Source organism: Leptolyngbya sp. GB1-A1, assembly GCF_039962475.1.
GTDB lineage: Bacteria > Cyanobacteriota > Cyanobacteriia > Elainellales > Elainellaceae > Leptolyngbya_A.
The window spans coordinates 36,177-55,906 of record NZ_JAMPLI010000030.1 but is presented as its reverse complement, the minus strand read 5'-3'; the positions used below and the strand labels follow the sequence as shown (position 1 = coordinate 55,906).

Here is a 19,730-nt window from a genome sequence, read left to right as displayed (position 1 = left end):
TGATCACCTTATGCTAACCGCAGCAGGATTATGGAACTTCTACCTGACTGCGGCATAGGAAGAACTTGAAAGGTCGCATTGGCTAGCTCTGTTCTTATTTCCCGACAACTCTAATAAATTGCCAACAAAATCATCGCCGTTGCCGCCTCGCAGTTCATCATTGCCCTCGCTGTCGAGCAGTTGGTCGTTGCCGCTGCCGCCAAAATAAAAATCATCGCCTGCATCCAACCCAACTCGATAGGGGCTGTATTTGGTAGTACCAGCCCAGCACATCGTTACCCTGCCCGCCAAAGAGCCAATCTGTACCGTTGCCTCCGCTCAGACGATTGTTGCCATTTCCCCATCCATGAAATCGTCGCCTGCGTCCTGCCCAAGGATGCCGATGCTCGCTTCCATATAATCCCCAAGGACATCATTGCCATTTTCGCCCAGCAGAAAATCATGACCGTCGCCACCACTCAACCGATCGTTTCCCTCACCACCGATCAGAAAATTTTGGCTGGGATCACCATTCAGGTGATTATCTCCTTCACCGCTAATTAAAACATCTTTGCGCTCACTGCCCTCCCAAGAAGAACTACGCTCTGCGCGATTCTCTGCTTGATTAAAAACATCATTGTCTACGAGAAAGACTAGCCTGGGATCATAAATAAACTTAAACAACACGTCATTTTCTAGTAATTCGTAGGAGGCAATCCGATTGACAAGATTTGAATCGCGGTCAGAAATATTATTTAATTTTTTATCAATAATTTGGTTTTTCATTGGAGTATTTTGAGTAACTTAATAGCAAACAAAATAAGACAAAGTTAACATTTGCTTTAATCATAAAAGTTGTTTGATCCACGAAATAAAGCTGTAAAAATAAGTTATTAAAACTGGCCGAATTCAACTTGCCTGACTGCTCTGTGGGGCGATCGCTTTTTGCAGAAGTCCTACGTTAAGAACCCGCCACTTTTGCTGCCGCCAGAATTGACAGCACCCAGCAAGGAGATTAACTAGAAATATGACCAGAGACAATCTTATGCAGCAGCAGTCTTGCTTAGCGTTTACTGCGCTGGGGTTTAATGCAGAACTTTCCAGAAGACATCACTGAAGAGAATGACGAAGCAAAGTTTATTGATCCGCTAGCATTGCCGATTCTATCAGTGGCTCTCTAGGGAAGTTTCTCTGGAAAAATTTAGGAGCTGTTTCTACTTCAAAAGAGATAGTTTGAAAATTATTTTTGTATTCGAGTAAAGTCGGCATCAATCAATGTTGAGGCTGATGAGACGATTTATTCATTCATAGATTACGTTATTTCAGCTAATTTCACTAAAACAAACTAACTTTATTGATAGCTACGCTTGCTAAATTTATACTTAGTTAAATTTATACCTAACTTAATAAAAGCCCTATCTAAAGTAGCTCACAATAGAATTTCTGTAAAACTGTCTCTTGGCAGGTGATGCTTGCTACTGAAATCTTAGACAATGGGACAGCAATACTTGACTATTTCAGGCAAAAAGCCAAGATAAGGAGCCAAAGGAACTGGAATAAAAGAACTGGAACAACGAAGACATCGAAAACATCGGTTAAATGAGCTAAATCGGAGCTAGGCTGGGCAAATCGCTATGGGTAAAGCCGATCGCAGAACAGAGGCAGAACTGGTTATGCCCAAGGTTAGACGACATTAGATGACAAAGTTACAAAGCGGCTGGCATTAAATCGAACACAGTTACCCTATTGCCTGGGTGTCACTCGATTGCCTCCGCTCTAAACCAGAACTTCAAATTCAAGTCCAATCTCCAAAGTTTCAGAGAACTTCCAGTGAAATCACTGGTTAGTCCCGTTCTTCTCCTTGTATATTTCTCAGTATTATTAACTAGTTCGCAGTCGTTCACTGCAAGACGTACAAACGAACAGTCATGGTTTTATCTGACGCTTTCAAAGATCTTTCCCACGAGCAGTTAATGCTTGCTGATGCCTGCGATTTGCTGAATCCGCAAGGGGTTCATCCCTCCGTGGATAGCATTGCAAAGCGTTGTCTGGACATTCTGGGTGCGCTGGTGGGATTAGGAATTACCGGGGCTGTTCTCATCCCGCTGGTCGTGGCAATGCAGATTGATAGCCCTGGCCCAATCTTTTATAGCCAGGTGCGTTGTGGGCTACACGGTCGTCCGTTTCGGATCTGGAAATTCCGCTCAATGGTGGTGGGAGCCGATCGCCTGAAGCATTTGGTCAACAACGAAGCCAAAGGCAATATCTTTAAAAACCGCAATGATCCCCGCGTTACGCGAGTTGGGCGATTTATTCGGCGCACTAGTCTGGACGAATTTCCTCAGTTCTGGAACGTACTGAAGGGCGAGATGAGCCTCGTTGGAACTCGACCCCCTACCGTTGACGAGGTGATGAAGTATGAACCACACCACTTTCAGCGATTGCTGGTGAAGCCGGGAATTACGGGCGAGTGGCAGGCAAACGGTCGCTCTCAGGTCGAAAACTTTGAAGAAATTGTGGAGATGGACATTGCCTATCAGCAAAAATGGTCTTTCCTCTATGATGTTAAGCTGATCTTCAAAACCATCCAGGCCGTCTTTAAGAAAGAAGGAGCGTATTGAGTAGACCGGCCTGGAGCGGGATGACTGCTCAGAAAAATGTGCTCATTCCGTCGCCCCGGTTAATCTGGGTTGTAGAAATGCCAGCGGCAACGGGAATCATCAGGCGGCTGAGAATTCGATCGTCTTCCAGGCGATACAGCTTACACTCGCCACCGAGCTGCTGCATTAAAGTCTGGCAAACGTAGAGGTGTAGTCCGGGTGGCTGATCGAGTGTCGAGGGAGCTAGCAAATCTGCCATTCTGCCTGCATCGAGTTCTTGGAGCAATCGCTGTTCGACCACGCCATGATCGGTAATCGACAGTTCGAGCCAGCGATCTTCCACCTGACGACACCAAACATCGAGCCGTCCACCCAGGGGCGATCGGTGACAGGCAGCACTTAGCATTTCATAAAGCACAAACTCGATTTTTGGGATATCGCCGCCGATGCTCAAACTCGCTTCGTTGTGAACCTGTGACCAGAGCTGACGCTGTTTAATAATCACATCAACTCGCTCTAGCGATCGTTTGAGTAGGCTTGCCAGCGGGATCGACTCATATTCTTGATGGAGCTGCCAGCGTTCATGTTTCAGAACGGGTGTGAGCGAGGTTAGTGTATTTCCAAGATGGCGCAAGGTTTGCTGATATCGCATTGAGGCAGTAGCATCCTTCTGGTTGCCTAATTCGTTGAGCCGCCGCAGGGCAATATTTAAGATGCGATAAACCTCGTCTAGCCGCCGCATTTTGTACCAGTTGATTTGGGAAAGCCGCTGACGCTGATTCACCAGGGTTTGGGTCAGGATCAGGTAACGGCGACACCAGGCAAACTGAGTCATCAGGGTTCCCAGGGCGGCCAGCTGGCTTCCTGCCAAATTAGGGGAAGTTTTCTCTCTGCCAATCAAGACGATCGCTGTAGGTTCGTGATCAGGAGCCGTTCGCAGCGTCAGCACCAGCAGTTGACCGATTTCTGGGCCGTTGAGCCAATGGCGGGTTTCGGGCGTGACTTCTTCGATCGTCAGGGGCAGGAGCCCGTCGGCCTGGAGGGCAGTCTGAACCAGCATATCGGTATAGATGGGGATCGGCAGCTCGGTAGCAACTCTGAACCCCGGCTTAGCAACAACTGCGGTAGAGATCTGAGCGACAGTGCGTCCGGGCTGCCAGCTAATGAGTGCCGTGAGCGGAGCCTGGAGCAACTGAGCAATGTTCTGCATCGCAGACTGTTCTAGAACGTCCAGTTCGGTTGCCTGCTGCATAGTGGTCAAGCCCCACTGCACCACCTGAACGTTTTTCTGAAGCTGCTCGGTCTGATGCTGAAGCTGAAACTGATGTAGCAGTAGCCCGATTTGCTGACTGACGACGCGGAGCAATTCCCGATCGGCACGGCTCCAGCTTCGGGGCGCTTCATGAGCCACTACTAATAGCCCTTCGATTGGCTTTCCGATCGCGCTACTACAGATCAGGAGCGATCGAACCTCCAAATCGAGAAATGGTTTTCGCCAGGTCATCAGCTTCAGGTCGTCTTCCAAATTTTCAATGCCGATCGCTTCGGTCGAGCGTTCTAGCATTTGCCAATCAACCGGATTTAGTGGAACCAGCGGAGCAACCAGCGGACGACGGTTTTTCGGCTGATGCTGAAAACAAATGTCAAACTGCTCCTGATCCCCGTTGTACAGCAAGACCAAAAATCGTTCTACGTTAAGCCGTTGGCATACCTGCTCAGCGCAGCGTTTTAGACTGTTGCGCCAGTCATCTTCGCTGTACAGGGCGCGGGAAACTTCAGCCGTCAATATTTGATCCTGTTTCACCTGCTGGATCGCGACTTCCATTTCTTCAAGCGGAGCGGTCAGGGCAATGAGCTGCGCCGCCCCCCGCATAAAGCTCTTGTCTTCCTCGGACCAGATTCTTGCCTCTGTGCCTTCGATCGCCAGAAAACCGCGTAGTTCTCCCTGAAACAAGATTGGAGCCGCAATCAGCGATCGAGTCTGGAGCTGCTGCATCAGTCGTCCGGTTGTATCAGCTTTAAAGGAACTGTTTGCCTCGCCAATACATACGAGCTGGTCAGCAGTGAGCGTCTGGTAGAGGCTGCCGATGTCCTGCACCAAAATTTTAGTTTCGGCTTCGCCTGGAGAAATTGCCCGGTTGCCTGTGCGTCGCCAGAAATAGCGGTGTTCCCGCTCGTACCAGTAAATATTGGTTCGGTATGAAGCAGATCCACCCTTGAGAGAATCGGGCACGATAAAGCGATGGGTTTCAGCCACGATCGCCTCGAGTCGCTTGGCCAGGGTAGGCAGCGATCCCAGCTTTGAAAGCAGCAGCAAGAGCGGTTCATCGGGGCGCTTGGTTTGCTGCCGCTGTGCCTCGGTTTCAATTTGAAACAGGGCTTCTGCGAATCCGCCGAGCACCATGCTTAAGCGGGCTTTTTCTTCGATGTGCGGAGATGTGCCCCACAGCAGTGCCCCCAGCATCACCACACCAAAACATTGCCCCTGATGCCGAATTGGAAAAATTGCGGTTCCTTGAATCCCCATTTTTTGAGCAACGGTACGCCACCCGCCTGCCCTGGATTCTTCTCGCAGATCGGGAACGGCGATCGGTCGCTGCTGCATAATGACCTGTTCGAGCAAGTCGCCCGGATTCAGGCTCACTTTCTGCTTTAGCAGCAATGAATCTCCTTTAGGTAGGCTGCCTCCCTTTCCAATCAGCTGCTGCTCCGCCCGGTCGTACAACCCGATCCAGACTAGACCGTAATCAAACTCTGCCTGAAAGTAGTCCAACCCAATTTTGACCAAGCCATCGATCGTTTTTTCCTCACGTAGTGCTTGCAGCGTTCGTCCCAGGGCAACGAGCTGTTTTTCATAGCTTGATGGCTCTTTCGGCAACCCCATTACTTCCTAACTCCGGTCGATGCAGGCGGCGCATAATTAACCTGGCTCAGTACAAATTCCACCGGGAAGTAGAATAACCAATGGGCAAATCCATTGAACACTTCCCACAATCGCTAGAGTTCCCTAAAAATTGGCTTTGCAATCTGGCGATCGAATTCGGTGCAATGGTCAGGTTGACGAGTAATCTGGAGAAAGAGACACCTGTTTCATTTCCCCACTCTCACAACATACACGCTTGAACGCTTCAGACTTTCATCCAGACCTTTATCAAGCCTTGCTGCGACCGCTCCTGTTTTCAGGAATGATCGGCGATCCAGAGCAGCTTCACCATCGGGCAATTGATTTATTGCAGTGGCTCGATCGCGATCGCGGTCTTGTCCAACCTCGACTGCGGCATTTTTTGCGCCAAACCTGCTGTTTCGAGAATGCAATGCTTCAACAAACGCTGTGGGGGCTAAATTTTGCGAACCCGATCGGTCTAGCAGCAGGCTTCGACAAAGACGGAGTTGCATCCGGCATCTGGTCGGTACTGGGGTTTGGCTTTGCGGAACTGGGAACCGTCACCGGTCATCCTCAGCCGGGAAATTCGCAGCCGCGCCTGTTTCGGCTACCGTACGATCAAGCAATTCTCAACCGCATGGGCTTCAACAATCAGGGGGCAGCGGCTCTAGCAGAACGGCTGCAATCAAGACAGGGTGCGGCTCGGTGTTCCTCGATCCCGTTGGGGATCAACCTGGGTAAATCAAAGGCGACCCCACTGGAAGAAGCGGCGGCTGATTATGGGGCAAGTTTTCGCCTCCTGCAAAATCTGGGAGACTATTTCGTGATCAATGTCTCTTCGCCCAACACCCCCGGACTTCGATCGCTTCAGGCAACTGAGCAGCTCGAGCCCATTCTGTCTGCACTGCAAGCTGAAAACCAATCTCAAAAACCTTTGCTGATCAAGATCGCGCCTGATCTGGAATGGGAAGCGATCGAGTCCGTGCTGGCTCTGGCACAGCAGCATCAATTAGCGGGAATCATCGCCACCAATACCACCATCCGTCGGGATCAGCTTCGAACCGAACGCCTGAGCGCAACCGGAAAACTGCTAACCGATGAGGCAGGCGGCATTAGCGGTAAACCTGTGCGCGATCGATCGACCGAAATCATCCGATTTATCTATCGTCAAACCCAGGGCAGCCTGCCTATTATCGGGGTGGGTGGCGTGTTCAGTGCAGCGGATGCCTGGGAAAAAATTACGGCAGGGGCGAGTCTGGTGCAGGTTTACACAGGCTGGGTGTATGAGGGACCGTGGATGGTAAAGCGAATTTTGACAGGGCTGGCTGAAAAACTGCAAACTGAAGGCATTGCTTCACTGAAAGAGGCGATCGGCGTTGCCGCTGAGGGTCAGTCTGTTCATTCTTCTGTTTCGTTCTTGATGTCAGAGAATGTTTAACCGTTATGATTCTTGGTCGAACCGCTCGCCTAGACCATGTTTTGCGAGCGCAGATCAGTGAGATACAGAGTCCGCTACGCCCCCTAAATTCCCCAACGAAGAACTTTGAGTGAATCAGAAGTTTCCTGGGATTGAGGGGTTAGAAGCTGCAACAATTTTTAAGAGATGCCCAGTCCTCTCATTCTGGAGGGAGCCAAGCCTGCTCAGAGTTTAAAATTCCCCTAAGTTGGAACCCAGACAGGAAAACAGCGGGGGCAGTGCAGGATCTCTGCAACTTTATCAAGCCATTTTTAACTCGATATTTCTACCCTTCTACTTTTTTCGTTATGCAGGTTGAATTCCGCGAATGCAATTTCTTTGATCTCTGGCTCTGGCTGGAGTTTGAGTCCGTTCCTTCCCTAATGGAGCAGCAATACGTTGAGGAAGTGTTCAACTCCTGGTTTTTGCTGGGCAAGTTGGGCGGCTTCAATGCCGAAAACCTCCAGGTACAAGAGGCAGGCAGCGATATTAGCTATCTGACCTATGACCCAGAGGCTGCGGATACAAGCTTTATGGCACTTATGCACAACATGAGCGAAGTCGAGTACGAGGGAACCTGGGGACGTTGCTGGTTTGACCTCGGCACAAGCGATGCCCTTGCGCTCGACGTTTTGATCAATGCGCTGGGGCAGCTCAGCAAAGATTATGTCGTGATTAAGCGACTCCTCATTGGCGGTGAAAACGAGGATTGGCAAATTCCCGGCAATCGCAGACCCTCCTTTGTCGAGGATACTGACGCCTAGACAAATCAATCTAATCAATTCAAGGAAATTTAGAATTCGTCGTCGGAGTAGCTTCCTCCTTCTCCGGCTTCGTTCTCCCGCTTAGAGCCAAGCAGCTCTAGCCGATCGACGCGGACGATGGGCTTCGAGCGATCGGCTCCAGTGCTACGGTCTTGCCAGTAGTCAAACTTTAGTGAACCAGAAACACCAATCAGGCTGCCTTTGCGAACATAGTTGGCAGCCGTCTCAGCAGGCTTGCCCCAAATCTCAATCTCAAACCAATCTGGCTCATCGCTATTGCGGCTCAGTCGTTTGACTGCCAGCGTGAACCGACAAACAACGCTGCCCGACTCAAAGTACTTCACTTCGGGGTCGCGCCCTGCCCGTCCTACCAGCGTTACGGTGTTTAAGCTCATCTTGCCCTCTCTTTAACTCTTAGCAATATTCTCAGCAGTATTTCTAGCCGTTGTCGTGCGGGTCTTATGCTGGTCTCGTGCTGGTTTTGCCCATGTCGATCGCAATCGATCAGGTTTGAACCGAATCAAGTTTTAGACCAACTTCTGAGCAACGGATTCAACCTAGTCTAGCGACTACAGACTGTGCTGACTAAAAGCACTCACTGAAAGTGGTACTTGCTAGAACCAAATTTAGTATGAATATGAATCAAAACGGCACAGCTCAGGGCGGTATGACTTTGGCTTTTAGTATCTCTGTACTAATTGTACTCCCTTGGGGCGGGTATAGGCAAGATCAAAAACAGCTCCTGGGAACAGGGCTTGGCTAGTGCAGCGGTAGGAGGAACACAAGATTGAACTGCCTTTTTAGCAAGCTTTCACTGTAGGGGTAGGTAATACAGGCATCGCTCAAACAGTATTTATCTCAACAATAATAATTAGTGACGATCGTTCGCCCGCAAAAGCGATCTAAAATTAATTTCTCGCTCGCGTATCCTTAGAGTATTAGTCTAAAGAGTACTGATCTAACTCGCTTCCAGAACCATTTGCAGAATCTACCTTTTTGGGAACGAGCTAGAAATGCGATCGTCATCAAAGATGATTGACTAGACTCTGTAATCAAAACGTAATAGAATCCTCCATGTAATTTGGTCAGACCGTCAACCCAGACCAAAGCCTCTGCACTAAACTTGGGAGCTTAGAGAATTAGTGGGTTTCTTCAATCGCTTCTCATTCTCGCGTGATATGGGTATCGACCTCGGTACTGCCAACACGCTTGTCTATGTCTCTGGTAAGGGCATTGTTCTGCAAGAGCCTTCGGTAGTCGCGATCGACTCGGAGCAAAAGCTGCCGCTGGCAGTCGGTGAAGATGCCAAGAAAATGTTGGGACGTACGCCTGGAAACGTGATTGCCCTCCGCCCGCTACGCGATGGGGTAATCGCCGACTTTGACACGGCTGAGCTGATGCTCAAACACTTCATTCGTCGGGTTCACGAAGGTCGCACCTTGGTTTCGCCCCGCATTGTGATTGGCATTCCCAGCGGCGTGACAGGCGTTGAACGACGAGCAGTCATGGAAGCGGCTTCCCAGGCTGGCGCAAGAGACGTTTATCTGATTGATGAACCCGTGGCGGCGGCGATTGGGGCAGGACTGCCTGTGCAAGAACCGACCGGAAACATGATTATCGACATTGGCGGCGGTACGACCGAGGTTGCGGTGCTCAGCTTGCAGGGCACGGTGCTGAGCGAATCTGTTCGGGTGGCGGGAGATGAACTCAGCGACTCGATTACCCAGTACATGAAAAAGGTGCATAACCTGGTAATCGGGGAACGGACTGCCGAGGAAATTAAAATCATGATCGGTTCTGCCTACCCAATGGATGACGATGATGATTCTTTGATGGAAGTGCGCGGTCTGCATTTGCTGTCGGGCTTGCCCCGAACAGTGACGGTGAAGGGACCAGAAATCCGCGAATCAATGGCTGAGCCTTTGTCGGTCATCATTGAGGCAGTCAAGCGGACGCTGGAGCGCACCCCTCCCGAATTAGCAGCCGACATTATCGATCGCGGCATTATGTTGGCAGGCGGTGGAGCACTGCTGCGTGGACTCGATACCCTGATCAGCCACGAGACGGGAATTGTCGTTCACGTTGCGGCAGATCCCCTGAGCTGTGTGGTGTTAGGAACCGGGCGCGTTTTGGAAAACTTTAAGCAGCTAGAGCGCGTCTTTAGCGGTCGTTCACGCAATTTCTAAATGTACGCAATTCGTCGCTGGTGGGACAAAAACGGAGTCAGAGTAGGCATCCTGTTACTGGCGGTTGGGGGAGTTTGGGTAATTCGTCAAACCCAGGGTTCACTGCTATTTGAACTTTATCGCGGTCTGTCGTTACCGTTTGCTCCTCAGGCAGCTCCGGCGGATCCAATTGCAGATGCCCGCGCCAGGGAGCTACAGCAAAAAATTATTGAACTCCAGAGCCAAAATCAGCAGTTGCAAGAGCTGCTGGGCTATGTGCAAAAGCGCAGTGGTGCGGGAATTGTTGCTCCGGTCATTGGGCGCAGTGCTGACCATTGGTGGCAGCAAATTATTGTTGGACGAGGCGGTCGTGACGGGGTAGCAGCGGGTGCCGTTGTTTCGGGCGAGGGTGGCGTGATTGGGCGCGTGGTGCAGGTGACCCCCAATACTAGCCGCGTCCTGCTAATTAGTGATCCAACGAGTCAGGTGGGGGTGGTAGTGAGCCGATCGCGCAGTATGGGCTATGTGCGCGGGCAGTCTGCCAACCGGGTCGTAATGGAATTTTTTGACAAAGTGCCCGATGTGCGTCCGGGCGATGTAGTGGCAACGTCTGCTTACAGCCAGCTTTTTCCGCCCGGATTGCCGCTGGGGGTAGTTGAATCAGTAAATCTCAACAAAAGCCCTGCTCCAGAAGCGGTTGTCGCGCTGTCTGCGCCTGTAAGCCATTTGGAATGGGTCACGCTGTCGCCCAATCCTAAGTCAGAGTCAAACAATGCACCGCCTGAGCTACAAAGCAGGGGGGAAAGCGATCGTGCATCCGTTAAGGCAGAATTGGCGAATGCTGAGGCGGGGGGGCAAGGCTTTTGACTCCTGATATTTTGCGATGGCATCCCTACGCACGTCAGGGGTTGAGTTGGGCTATCACGATAATTTCGGTGCTGATTTGTCTGCTGATTTTACCCACCCGTCTGCCCGGTATGGAACTGCTGTCGGTGGGTCCAAACTGGTTGCTGATCTGGGTTGTTGCCTGGAGCGTAAAGCGAACGGCTTTTCAAGGCGCACTGGCGGGGCTGCTGTTGGGAATGCTTCAAGATGCAATGACTGCTCCAGAACCAACCCATGCGTTGAGTCTGGCGATCGTCGGGTTTCTGACCGCCCGCCTGCAAAAGCAACGCTACGTTCAGGAAGAGTTTATTTCAATCGCCCTGATTGTCTTTGGTATGGCAGTCGTTGCTGAAACCGTTACCGCTCTGCAATTTACCTGGATAGGTATTACTCAGTCGGATCTTCCCCATCGATCGCTGTCCGAAATCTGGACTTATCATCAGCGAATTGCGCTTAGCTCTGCCATTCTCAGCAGTTTGTGGGCACCCGCAATTTACTATCCTTTGAATCGCTGGTGGGAATGGATGCAGAGATTTGAGCAGTCCTCAAGCTAACGTCCGGTAACCTTTAGGGTAGGCATTACTTACCTACCCACTTCTTAACCTGCTCTTTTACTGTGCTAACTCGATCGCTCGCTTCGCTAATCCTTCTGGAGTGATGCCATTAAATGCCATCAGCTCGCTGGCAGTTGCAGTCGTTTCGCCGCGCTTCCAAACGATCGTGTCCCGTTTAGCAGTACTACGAAGCATCATAGGTTCCAGCATTCCACTGGCTCCGCCTGTCACACCCAGAAGAACATCGCCGCCAAAGAAGCGATCGAATCCAGTCTCGTCGAGAAACTGACCGTCCGGCTCCGAGCAGGTCTCCCAGGACACATCTGAGGGGCGATAAAGCCGACGTGGACTGACGACGGAAACGATTCGCACTCCGTAGCCCTGCTGTTCAAGCTGAATCGCCGCTTCAAAGACGGGCAGCAAAATCATGTCGCCAATCACGGCAAAGACGATCGTTTTAGATCCACTGCTTTCTTGGAGGACGATCGCGCCTTCCTGCAAGCCCTGACGAGTTTGCTCTAGCGTGGTGTAAATCGGCAGCGGCGACTTACTAGCGGTAATCACAATCCCTTTATTTTGCGTGGTCAAGCCCCAGTCGTAGCAAACCTGGATACTGTTGGCATCCGGCGGAAACAACGGGAAGACATTACCATTTCGCATCATTGCCGCAAAATAGGCCTCGATTTCGGGGCGTTGGTGTGTCCAGCCATTGCGTCCCTGCTCTAGTGCGCCTGCGGTAAAGAGGGTCATTGTGGACGGCGTGGGGCGGCGCAGTTCTGCCATTGCCTGAGTTACCGTTTGCCAGATTGGTAAGCCGTTGATTGCAAACGATTCGTAGGAACACCAGAGCGTTCGTGCGCCCATCAGTGCCAATGCTGCCGCCAATCCTGCACAGGCATCTTCGCTCAGAGGTTCGTAGACCTGACCGTCGGGCTGCTGATTATAGAGCGGGTCAGTCGTTGGGTGGATAATCTTCAACGCCTGGTTGATATTAGCAATTCCAGAAGCTTCGTTGCCGTCTGCGTTGGTGACAAGATACTGGCGATCGATCTCCCCGACCTTTGCCACAAGCCGACCCATTGTCGTTGTTGCCACTTTCTTTTCGCCGCCGACTTCGTATTCTTCAAGCGGCAGTTGCCCCAGAGTGGGCAGGGGCAGAACCGATTCTGTCACCGCCACTTGGCTAGCAGGTCCACCCGCCGATCGCTCACAGTTGGTTCTCACCAGTTCCCAGGCGGCAGCAGGCAGAGCACGGGCTTTGAGCCCAGCCACGATATCCGGGTTGTCGAGCGTGTGATGAGCATAAAGGTTGTGGGATTTCGCGCCTCGCGCATGAACACCTGCCCCTTTAAGCTGCTTGATGATAAACACGGTGAGCTTTCCGCCTAGAGCCGATCGCGCCGCTTCGTTCACCCCATACAAAACAGACTTGGCAAAAGCAAGCCGCTGCTCCCACGAGAAAGCCGTGCTGTCTATAAACGTGCCAGACTGGTTTTGGTCGTCAAAATCTTTTGCGTCTACAAGAACGACTTCTTCAAACCCATTTCCATGCCAGTAGGCGATCATGCCTTCGTTACTTTGTAGCGACACCATGCTGTGATGTTCCTGCGAATAGCCGTTCCACACCAGCACAGGCAGGAAGTTGGTTACGCTCGGATACGCGGTGTGGAAGTGCGCTATGCTGCTCATCGGATACGGCTCACCCATCCCGCCATCGCCCAGCGTAAAGGGAAACAGCGTCTTCCGGTGGAGCAGTGCGGCTGCCATGGCAAAGTGCTGTCCCTGTCCGAGGGGACCCGCTGGAGCTAGAATGCCTGGAATGTAGCCGGAAAGGTGTCCTAATAGCCCATGCTTTTCGCGGAACCGATCGCGCAACTGCTGCACCGTGCCAATGCCCATTGCCTCCAGCGATCGATCGAGGAACATCGCGCTGTAAAATCCGGGTGCATGATGCCCCACTTCCGTCAGGATATTCTTGTGTCCCAGCATCACCAGCGCGGCATAAGCTTCTGCCTGGCTGGCAAACCCGCCCGGATGTCCCGATGCCTTGCTGCCCGTAACTTGCAGCGTCAGATAGCGCAGAGCATCTGCATAGAGCAGCGTCTGATACACTGCTGCCGGATCAGTGGGATCAGCGATCGATAAACTGCCCTCGGCAATGACAGGCGTTTTACCATAGGTGTCAAACCCCGGCAGCGAATCGCCGAAGTATTGGATTCCGTCACAAAAAGCAGGCACTTGGGTTACAGCAGCCATGAATTCAAATACCTCTCAAACCAGGAAGCGAGACGTTTACAAAAATATCAGCTCGTCGTGATTCGCTCATTAAGGCTGAGCGACAAGATCAATGCTGCGGTTAAACAATGTGGCATTCAACTTTAAACCATTGCCGGAAAACGTGCCCAGCGATCGGCTAAGCCATTCGCCAAATCATAAGGGTTTTCCAAACGTGCGATCGTCCGGTGACCCGTGGACTCTGTTCTACAGTAGGGTGATATTAGGACTGGCGTTTTGGATTCAACGTCTTTGGGTCGTGCAGCCGATCGATCGCGCGATTCATCAAACAGGCCGCCATGATGCAGCAAGACATACTGCTCACAGTTGCTGTTTCTGCCGCAGGATTACGGTCACCCTTAAGATCCTATCGCCTGATGGAATAAGAAAAAATAGTAATTGGCTGGATGAGCGATAAGAATTCATTGGGGGGAACGATTAGTCTGCTCCACGATTTGCAGCATTCGGTTAAGTGAACGGGTGACTAAACGATCGACCAAAGGTATGGAAAATTATCAGTCCGATTGGCACTGCTTTACCGTAGCTCTGGCAAGCCAGGTTCTGGAAAGCAATGTCGGTCAACTCTCCATTGGTCACTGGAAATGCTATGGGGCTTATCGATCGACCGTGACTGACGAAACCCTGAACATCACGATTACCGCACAAAACCCTGATATTGATGCCCATTTAATGTGGCTAAGTATCTTATAGGCTCTAGAGGCAATGGTCGCTCATCAAGCGCCACTCTTCGCGTTGCTGATTGAGTTACGAATTGATTTGTCTCTAGCCGCTTTTTCTGGACGATCGCGAGCTGCTTTTTCCCACAAACTCAGTCTACATTACGAGGAATGCTACCCGTAGATTTACGGCCAGATTTTCTCTATAAAACTTAATAAAAATGTGAAAGATCAGCCTTGAAACCAGGCTTTCAACTCAGAAATCCTATGTTAGTCTGATAGAGAAGAATTTCAAAATTCATTCAATAGTTCGGCCGAATCAACTGCTAAGGTTGGCTCTGTTTCGCTTCGCTGATGTACCCTCTGAAAGCTTGCCTGCTGATTTCTTTTAGAGATCAGGAAGGTCAGGGTTTTTGTTAGCTGAATTTAGTATTTGGGTTCTCCCAAAGATGGGCTATGCCCTCCGAGACTCGTGCTTAGAGAGTGCATTGAGCTAGATTCAGTGTCAGTTGAGCGCTGGGTTCCTATTGGTTTCAGTCTGCTTGTGCAAGTTGTATGAGCAGTATATTCTATCGGCTGTTTATCTCAGCGATCGCCTGTGAGTGGTAGCACTCCAGCTTATTTTTGCATTCTTAATTCTTACATTACCCGCCTTATGAATTACGATTCTATCCCCATCATTATTCCGGTTCTAGCGACAGGGTATCTACTCGCAGTCTATTTGCTGCTGCGGCTGGCACAGCGATCGCGTGCATAGGTCAATGCAGATCACTGTCTAGAGCTAGGGATGGGTGCAGGCGGGATATAGATTCAGCGTTCCCGCTAAGATCACTTTTATACCCCACCCTTTTTATCCCTGGCCCTGATGTCAGCTTGAACTCTTTCTGGCTGTGCTTTCTGGCTCTTACTTAATCTGCCATTTCAAGCGACATGAGCTGCTTTGCCAGGGATGCAATGTCAATGTGCTGCACGATCGGCATACAGCCCAACCACTGAACTGAGAGCGCAGCAAAGCTGTCGGCACAGCCGCTTACACAAAATTGAGTGGGCATTGCCGTGCGCGTACTTCGCAGACCCAGCATTTCAAGTTCTTTTGCCGCCGCTCTCACCAAATGAGCTGCCGGATCAATGAGCTGAATCGAGCGGGGCAGGATCGATTTCAACACGGGTGCAAGGTGCGGGTAATGGGTGCAGCCATACACCAGCGTATCGATCTGCTGCTCTACCAGGGGCGCGAGGTATGCCTTGGCAACCTGACGAGTATAGGGGTCATGAATCCGATTCTGCTCGATCAGCGGCACAAATTCGGGACAACCCTGCTGCCAGACTTCGACATCGGGATTAATTTCCTGAATAGCCCGTCGATAAGCATTACTTGCTGCGGTTGCCGGAGTTGAGATCACCCCAATCCGCCGCCCACGCTGAACAGCTGCTCTGGCTCCCGGCAAAATGACACCCAAAATCGGGATATTAAATTCAGCTTGCACTTGCTCCAGCACGAGAGCAGAACTGGTGTTGCAAGCCATAATCACCATCTTGACGCCTTGCTGCTGCATCCAGAGCATGATCTCCCGGACGAATTGCAGGATCTCAGCTTGAGTGCGAGTGCCATAGGGTAGCCGAGCCGTGTCGCCAAAATAAAGGATTGACTCGTTGGGCAACTGGCGATATAGCTCTCGTAAAACGGTTAAACCTCCTACGCCGCTATCGAAGACCCCTATCCGGGCACGTTGCCGATCGCTTGAGTGAGGAACAGGCTGGACGGAGGATTGCAGAGATGTCATAGGGTGGAATGGTATCGAGGAACCCTGAGCAAGCACTGGCTCAGTCTGATTAGTCTGAACGGAGTTTGTAATCGAAAGTTTCATCCAGGAGACTCGGAAACAAGAGGAGATTAAAGGTCATCAGCGTTAGCAGATCGGTGTGAGGAAGTTAAGACGGTTTATATAATAGACGCTATCCGTAGCAATGGAATAGAGACAAAACGTAACCTTATCCACCCATAGCGTTTTGAGCTGACCGCTAGCGAGGATCTTGAATTGACTCTTGGTTGGCTGCTTGTGCGATTGCCTTTTCACTCTCTGGAGCAGCAGATGGCATTTGAAAGGCGGATCGCAGCAGCGGCGGAGCTACAAAGGTCGTGAGAATCACCATTACAATAATGGCGGCATTGAGTGATTCTGAAAGAACACCCGTAGCAGATCCTACGCCAGCAAACACCAGTCCCACTTCCCCCCGTGGAATCATCCCAATGCCGATCGCCAGCCGATTAATTCCCGGTTGACCGAATACTGCCAGCCCCGTCACCAATTTGCCAATAATGGCAACCACAACCAGAAACGCGGCAATGATGAGCCCTTCTCGATTGCCCGGATCGAAGGGATTCAGCACACTAACATCGGTTCTTGCGCCCACCACAACAAAAAAGATTGGCACAAAGATATCGGCGATCGGAATTACTTGTTCGTTAATCTCGTGCTGTTTCTCGGTTTCTGCCAGAATCAGTCCGGCGGCAAAAGATCCTAAAATTGCTTCTAGCTGAATCGCTGCGCCCACATAAGCCAACACTAAGGCAAAGGCAAACGCAGGCAGAATCAGCTTGCCTCGCGTCTGGATCTTGTTGGTCAGCGCAACAAAGTAAGGGCTGAGCAAGCGTCCGAGAAAAATCGCGCCAACCAAAAAAACGCAGGCTCCTACGATGAGATAAATAACATTGCCAATCTGGATTTCACCCGTTTTTGCCAGACTTGCCACTACCGCCAGCACAATAATGCCCAGCACATCATCTAGCACGGCTGCACCAATAATAATCTGACCTTCTCTGGTACTAAGCTGCTGGATTTCGGCAAGCACTTTTGCAGTAATGCCAATACTGGTTGCTGTGAGCGCAGCCCCCGCAAAGACAGCAGGAACGGCAGGAACCCCAAAGAGTAGGCTCAACCCGGCAGTGCCGATCGCAAACGGAACCGCTACCCCAACGACGGCAACCGCGGCAGCCTGCGGACCGACTTTGATCAGTTCTTTAAGATTGGATTCTAGCCCAATCTCAAACAGCAAAATGATCACCCCCAACTCAGACAGCACCGAGATCACTTCGCTAATTCCAGAGGCGACAGCAGGCGTTTGGTCAGGGGTTAGCCCGGCTGTCGCTTGCAGAAAATCAAGCAGCAGCGAGTTCCAAGTTTGGTCGCCTGCCTGCGGAAAGACTAGCAAATTAAATGCTGAGATGCCAACGACCACGCCACCAACCAGCTCTCCGAGAACTGGAGGAAGATTGAGCCGGGCGCAAACTTCGCCAATTAGCTTAGATGCAAAATAAATCACAACCAGGCTCAGCAACACGCCTGCTAAAACCAGGGGTGAATTTTCTGCTTCCGCTGCCGTTGCCAGAACGGGAACCGAAAGCCTTGAAAGGTCAGAAATCGCCCAAGCCGCGTAATCAACCATGCCGTTGGCAGAACTCATCCAGTCTACTGTACATGGTTCTTCATATAATGCAAAACAGCGGAGGGATGGATATCAAGAAATATGAATAGCTGTATGAATAACTGTCATTTGTGAAGGGTCACCGGTTGTTTGGGACTAACTGGTTTGGAACTAATTGTTCGGGACTAATGATGAGCCAGATGATAGTCATCTGTGAAAGCTGCACTTCGCATCGCTATGAGCTGCAAAGGGTTGAACCAGCGATGAGCTAAGTAGGTCCGTGGGATTAAACGTCATCTTCGTGAAATGGATTGGCGCAGCGTAACGCATCATTATTGGAGCTTCATTAGAGCTTCTGGAAATTGATCCGTTACGGCTTTGCTAAACCTAATAGCATTGCTAAATGGAAATAGGATTCTCGAATAGGAGTTCTGCGCTAGAGGCGGCTTGCAACCACCCTTACAGAATTCATCCGTCGAATCAGCAACGCCAAATATCCTCCGGTTAATTACGCCTACCTTCATGAGTAAGCTGATCACAGATGACAAATGACTTTTTTACACAAACACTCGATGATTGAGAGCAGGCATTTGTCGCCGCACCTGTTCTAGGCGAGTAGGCTCGATCACCGCCAGGGCAATTCCCGGCTGATCGCCCGCATCAGACAGAATGATGCCCCAAGGATCGATAATGACAGCGTGCCCGTGGGACTGCCGCATTGCATTGTGTTTGCCCGTTTGAGCAGGCGCGATTACATAGCAGGTGTTTTCGATCGCCCTTGCCTGAAGCAGTACTTGCCAGTGGTCTTTTCCGGTGTAAGCTGTGAATGCTGCCGGAACAAACAGCACCTCTGCTCCCATTTGTGAAAGATGGCGATACAGTTCGGGAAAGCGGACATCATAGCAAACTGACAGTCCTAGATGCCCCAGTTCCTTAGAAGGGTAAACGGGCGGCAGTCGCATTCCGGCAAGCACAGTATTGGATTCCTGATAGGTATTGCCGTCGGGCAGGTTGACATCAAACAGATGCACCTTCTCGTAGCGGGACAGCTCTTCGCCACTGCTACCTACCAGCAAAGCGGTATTGTAAACCTTCCCTGTTTCGCTGGGAACCGGAAAGCCACCTCCCAGGAGTGTGATTTGATAGCGTTGTGCCATCGTTTTCAGGAATTTTTCGCTGCGCTGGGCGATCGTCTCAGCCTGGTCAATCTTGACTTGCTCATCTCCCAAAAACGAGAAATTTTCAGGCAAACAAATCAGTTCTGCGCCTTGCCGCACTGCCAGATCGATTAAATCTTCTGCCTGTGCCAGATTTTTTTCGACGTCTGGCTGACTGTTCATTTGCACTGCCGCAGCAAGATAAGACTTCATAGGAAAAAACCACTCGTAACGATGACAGTTGGGTGGGGATCGCCCGGATATCCTCAGTTTAATGGGTTTAAGGAACCGATCGACGGCTGTTGTAATGATTTCAAACGTTGGATAGATGTGCGGATACTTCGGAGTATCGCTGCTGGTCTAAACTCCGGCGAATTGTTCTTCTAACATACCCGCTAGACTACCCATTGCTTCACAAAGAATTGACGGGGAATGCCGCTGGGCAAAACAATTCTGAAAGGTTTATTTCAAGGGATTTATAGCCTCTGTAATCCTAGTGAACCCTGCGTGAAGCCCCAGTAAATTCTTGTAGGGAGCAACTTGCGAAACTGATTCGATCAGATTTAATCTTGTCAATATCCAGTTAAGTCAGGGTTAAGGATGCATCTTAACTGGACTTGTCCTGACGGTGTTTGGTTTTATCGTGTTTATCCTGCTCGTAATTCTCCCAAGATTTGGTAGCTAACAAGGGTGTACTGTAAACCCGTCATTAAACCAGTCAGTCATTAAGCAAGTTCAGCCTTCGTTTGTTCGGGTGCAGGTCTACTTCTAGATTTTTTCTTCATTTGCAGTCTAAGTCTGCACCTCAGTCAGGTTGTTGTAATTCCACAGCTTGTAATTTCGCATTATTAAATGCTGCGTGAAATTAGGTTGCGTGAACGTCCCGCTTGCATCAGCCGGATAGTTCAC

16 protein-coding genes are annotated in these 19,730 nt (G+C 50.7%); 8 read left to right on the top strand and 8 right to left on the bottom strand.

The features are described 5' to 3' along the window. Nucleotides 1–39 precede the first annotated feature (39 nt). Nucleotides 40–273, bottom strand: a complete 234-nt coding sequence (locus NDI45_RS21920; protein WP_348248707.1) for a hypothetical protein — start codon at nt 271–273, stop codon at nt 40–42. A gap of 45 nt (nt 274–318) precedes the next feature. Then, entirely contained in the window at nt 319–765 is a 447-nt protein-coding gene (locus tag NDI45_RS21915) for a hypothetical protein (protein WP_348248705.1), read from the bottom strand. 1,187 nt (nt 766–1,952) lie between these two features. On the opposite strand from NDI45_RS21915, the gene NDI45_RS21910 reads away from it, so the two are divergent. Continuing rightward, nucleotides 1,953–2,600: a sugar transferase gene (locus NDI45_RS21910; protein ID WP_206755024.1), complete on the top strand. Its 648-nt coding sequence runs from the start codon at nt 1,953–1,955 to the stop codon at nt 2,598–2,600. Between the two features lie 28 nt (nt 2,601–2,628). On the opposite strand, the gene NDI45_RS21905 is transcribed toward NDI45_RS21910, so the two are convergent. Beyond that, complete coding sequence (locus NDI45_RS21905; RefSeq protein ID WP_348248703.1) at nt 2,629–5,463, bottom strand: GAF domain-containing protein; 2,835 nt, start codon at nt 5,461–5,463, stop codon at nt 2,629–2,631. Nucleotides 5,464–5,698: 235 nt separating this feature from the next. Here NDI45_RS21905 and NDI45_RS21900 point away from each other — a divergent pair, with 235 nt between their 5' ends. Then, nucleotides 5,699–6,901: a quinone-dependent dihydroorotate dehydrogenase gene (locus NDI45_RS21900; protein WP_348248701.1), complete on the top strand. Its 1,203-nt coding sequence runs from the start codon at nt 5,699–5,701 to the stop codon at nt 6,899–6,901. Between the two features lie 326 nt (nt 6,902–7,227). After that, nucleotides 7,228–7,683, top strand: coding sequence for a DUF3531 family protein (locus NDI45_RS21895; RefSeq protein ID WP_190790025.1), 456 nt, complete (start codon nt 7,228–7,230; stop codon nt 7,681–7,683). A gap of 29 nt (nt 7,684–7,712) precedes the next feature. Here NDI45_RS21895 and NDI45_RS21890 read toward each other — a convergent pair whose 3' ends face one another. Beyond that, the gene (locus NDI45_RS21890) at nt 7,713–8,078 is read right to left on the bottom strand and encodes a single-stranded DNA-binding protein (RefSeq protein ID WP_190790026.1); all 366 of its coding nucleotides are present in this window, start codon (nt 8,076–8,078) and stop codon (nt 7,713–7,715) included. Nucleotides 8,079–8,825: 747 nt separating this feature from the next. Here NDI45_RS21890 and NDI45_RS21885 point away from each other — a divergent pair. From NDI45_RS21885 to mreD, 3 genes are read left to right on the top strand one after another with little or no spacing between them, the layout of a single operon-like run. Continuing rightward, nucleotides 8,826–9,869, top strand: a complete 1,044-nt coding sequence (locus tag NDI45_RS21885) for a rod shape-determining protein (RefSeq protein ID WP_347277815.1) — start codon at nt 8,826–8,828, stop codon at nt 9,867–9,869. After that, nucleotides 9,870–10,715 carry a rod shape-determining protein MreC gene (gene mreC, locus NDI45_RS21880; protein WP_348248699.1) on the top strand — a complete coding sequence of 282 codons (846 nt, stop codon included), beginning with the start codon at nt 9,870–9,872 and terminating at the stop codon, nt 10,713–10,715. It abuts the gene before it with no gap. Beyond that, nucleotides 10,712–11,287: a rod shape-determining protein MreD gene (mreD, locus tag NDI45_RS21875; protein WP_190790029.1), complete on the top strand. Its 576-nt coding sequence runs from the start codon at nt 10,712–10,714 to the stop codon at nt 11,285–11,287. Before mreC ends, mreD begins: the two co-directional genes overlap by 4 nt. 57 nt (nt 11,288–11,344) lie before the next feature. Here mreD and NDI45_RS21870 read toward each other — a convergent pair whose 3' ends face one another. Further along, complete coding sequence (locus tag NDI45_RS21870) at nt 11,345–13,543, bottom strand: phosphoketolase (RefSeq protein ID WP_190790030.1); 2,199 nt, start codon at nt 13,541–13,543, stop codon at nt 11,345–11,347. 91 nt (nt 13,544–13,634) lie between these two features. On the opposite strand from NDI45_RS21870, the gene NDI45_RS21865 reads away from it, so the two are divergent. Together NDI45_RS21865 and NDI45_RS21860 are read left to right on the top strand one after the other, a co-directional pair. After that, entirely contained in the window at nt 13,635–13,979 is a 345-nt protein-coding gene (locus NDI45_RS21865; protein ID WP_348248696.1) for a hypothetical protein, read from the top strand. Nucleotides 13,980–14,041: 62 nt separating this feature from the next. Further along, nucleotides 14,042–14,272, top strand: coding sequence for a hypothetical protein (locus NDI45_RS21860; RefSeq protein ID WP_348248694.1), 231 nt, complete (start codon nt 14,042–14,044; stop codon nt 14,270–14,272). Between the two features lie 874 nt (nt 14,273–15,146). Here NDI45_RS21860 and murI read toward each other — a convergent pair. From murI to NDI45_RS21845, 3 genes are all read right to left on the bottom strand, one after another. After that, a complete protein-coding gene (gene murI, locus NDI45_RS21855) occupies nt 15,147–16,022 on the bottom strand; it encodes a glutamate racemase (protein WP_190790033.1) in 876 nt (291 codons plus the stop codon). Nucleotides 16,023–16,260: 238 nt separating this feature from the next. Next, nucleotides 16,261–17,685: a cation:proton antiporter gene (locus tag NDI45_RS21850; RefSeq protein WP_190790044.1), complete on the bottom strand. Its 1,425-nt coding sequence runs from the start codon at nt 17,683–17,685 to the stop codon at nt 16,261–16,263. 536 nt (nt 17,686–18,221) lie between these two features. Further along, nucleotides 18,222–19,034 (bottom strand): carbon-nitrogen hydrolase family protein, encoded by an 813-nt coding sequence (locus NDI45_RS21845; RefSeq protein WP_190790034.1) that lies wholly within the window; start codon nt 19,032–19,034, stop codon nt 18,222–18,224. Between the last annotated feature and the right edge of the window lie 696 nt (nt 19,035–19,730).

Bases quoted from the DNA above. Each gene is read 5' to 3' on its own strand.
- NDI45_RS21870 (WP_190790030.1), bottom strand. From the start codon at position 13,543: ATGGCTGCTGTAACCCAAGTGCCTGCTTTTTGTGACGGAATCCAATAC.
- NDI45_RS21865 (WP_348248696.1), top strand. From the start codon at position 13,635: ATGCTGCGGTTAAACAATGTGGCATTCAACTTTAAACCATTGCCGGAA.
- NDI45_RS21850 (WP_190790044.1), bottom strand. From the start codon at position 17,685: ATGGTTGATTACGCGGCTTGGGCGATTTCTGACCTTTCAAGGCTTTCG.
- NDI45_RS21895 (WP_190790025.1), top strand. From the start codon at position 7,228: ATGCAGGTTGAATTCCGCGAATGCAATTTCTTTGATCTCTGGCTCTGG.
- NDI45_RS21915 (WP_348248705.1), bottom strand. From the start codon at position 765: ATGAAAAACCAAATTATTGATAAAAAATTAAATAATATTTCTGACCGC.
- NDI45_RS21905 (WP_348248703.1), bottom strand. From the start codon at position 5,463: ATGGGGTTGCCGAAAGAGCCATCAAGCTATGAAAAACAGCTCGTTGCC.
- murI (WP_190790033.1), bottom strand. From the start codon at position 16,022: ATGACATCTCTGCAATCCTCCGTCCAGCCTGTTCCTCACTCAAGCGAT.
- NDI45_RS21910 (WP_206755024.1), top strand. From the start codon at position 1,953: ATGCTTGCTGATGCCTGCGATTTGCTGAATCCGCAAGGGGTTCATCCC.
- NDI45_RS21920 (WP_348248707.1), bottom strand. From the start codon at position 273: ATGTGCTGGGCTGGTACTACCAAATACAGCCCCTATCGAGTTGGGTTG.
- NDI45_RS21845 (WP_190790034.1), bottom strand. From the start codon at position 19,034: ATGAAGTCTTATCTTGCTGCGGCAGTGCAAATGAACAGTCAGCCAGAC.
- NDI45_RS21890 (WP_190790026.1), bottom strand. From the start codon at position 8,078: ATGAGCTTAAACACCGTAACGCTGGTAGGACGGGCAGGGCGCGACCCC.
- mreC (WP_348248699.1), top strand. From the start codon at position 9,870: ATGTACGCAATTCGTCGCTGGTGGGACAAAAACGGAGTCAGAGTAGGC.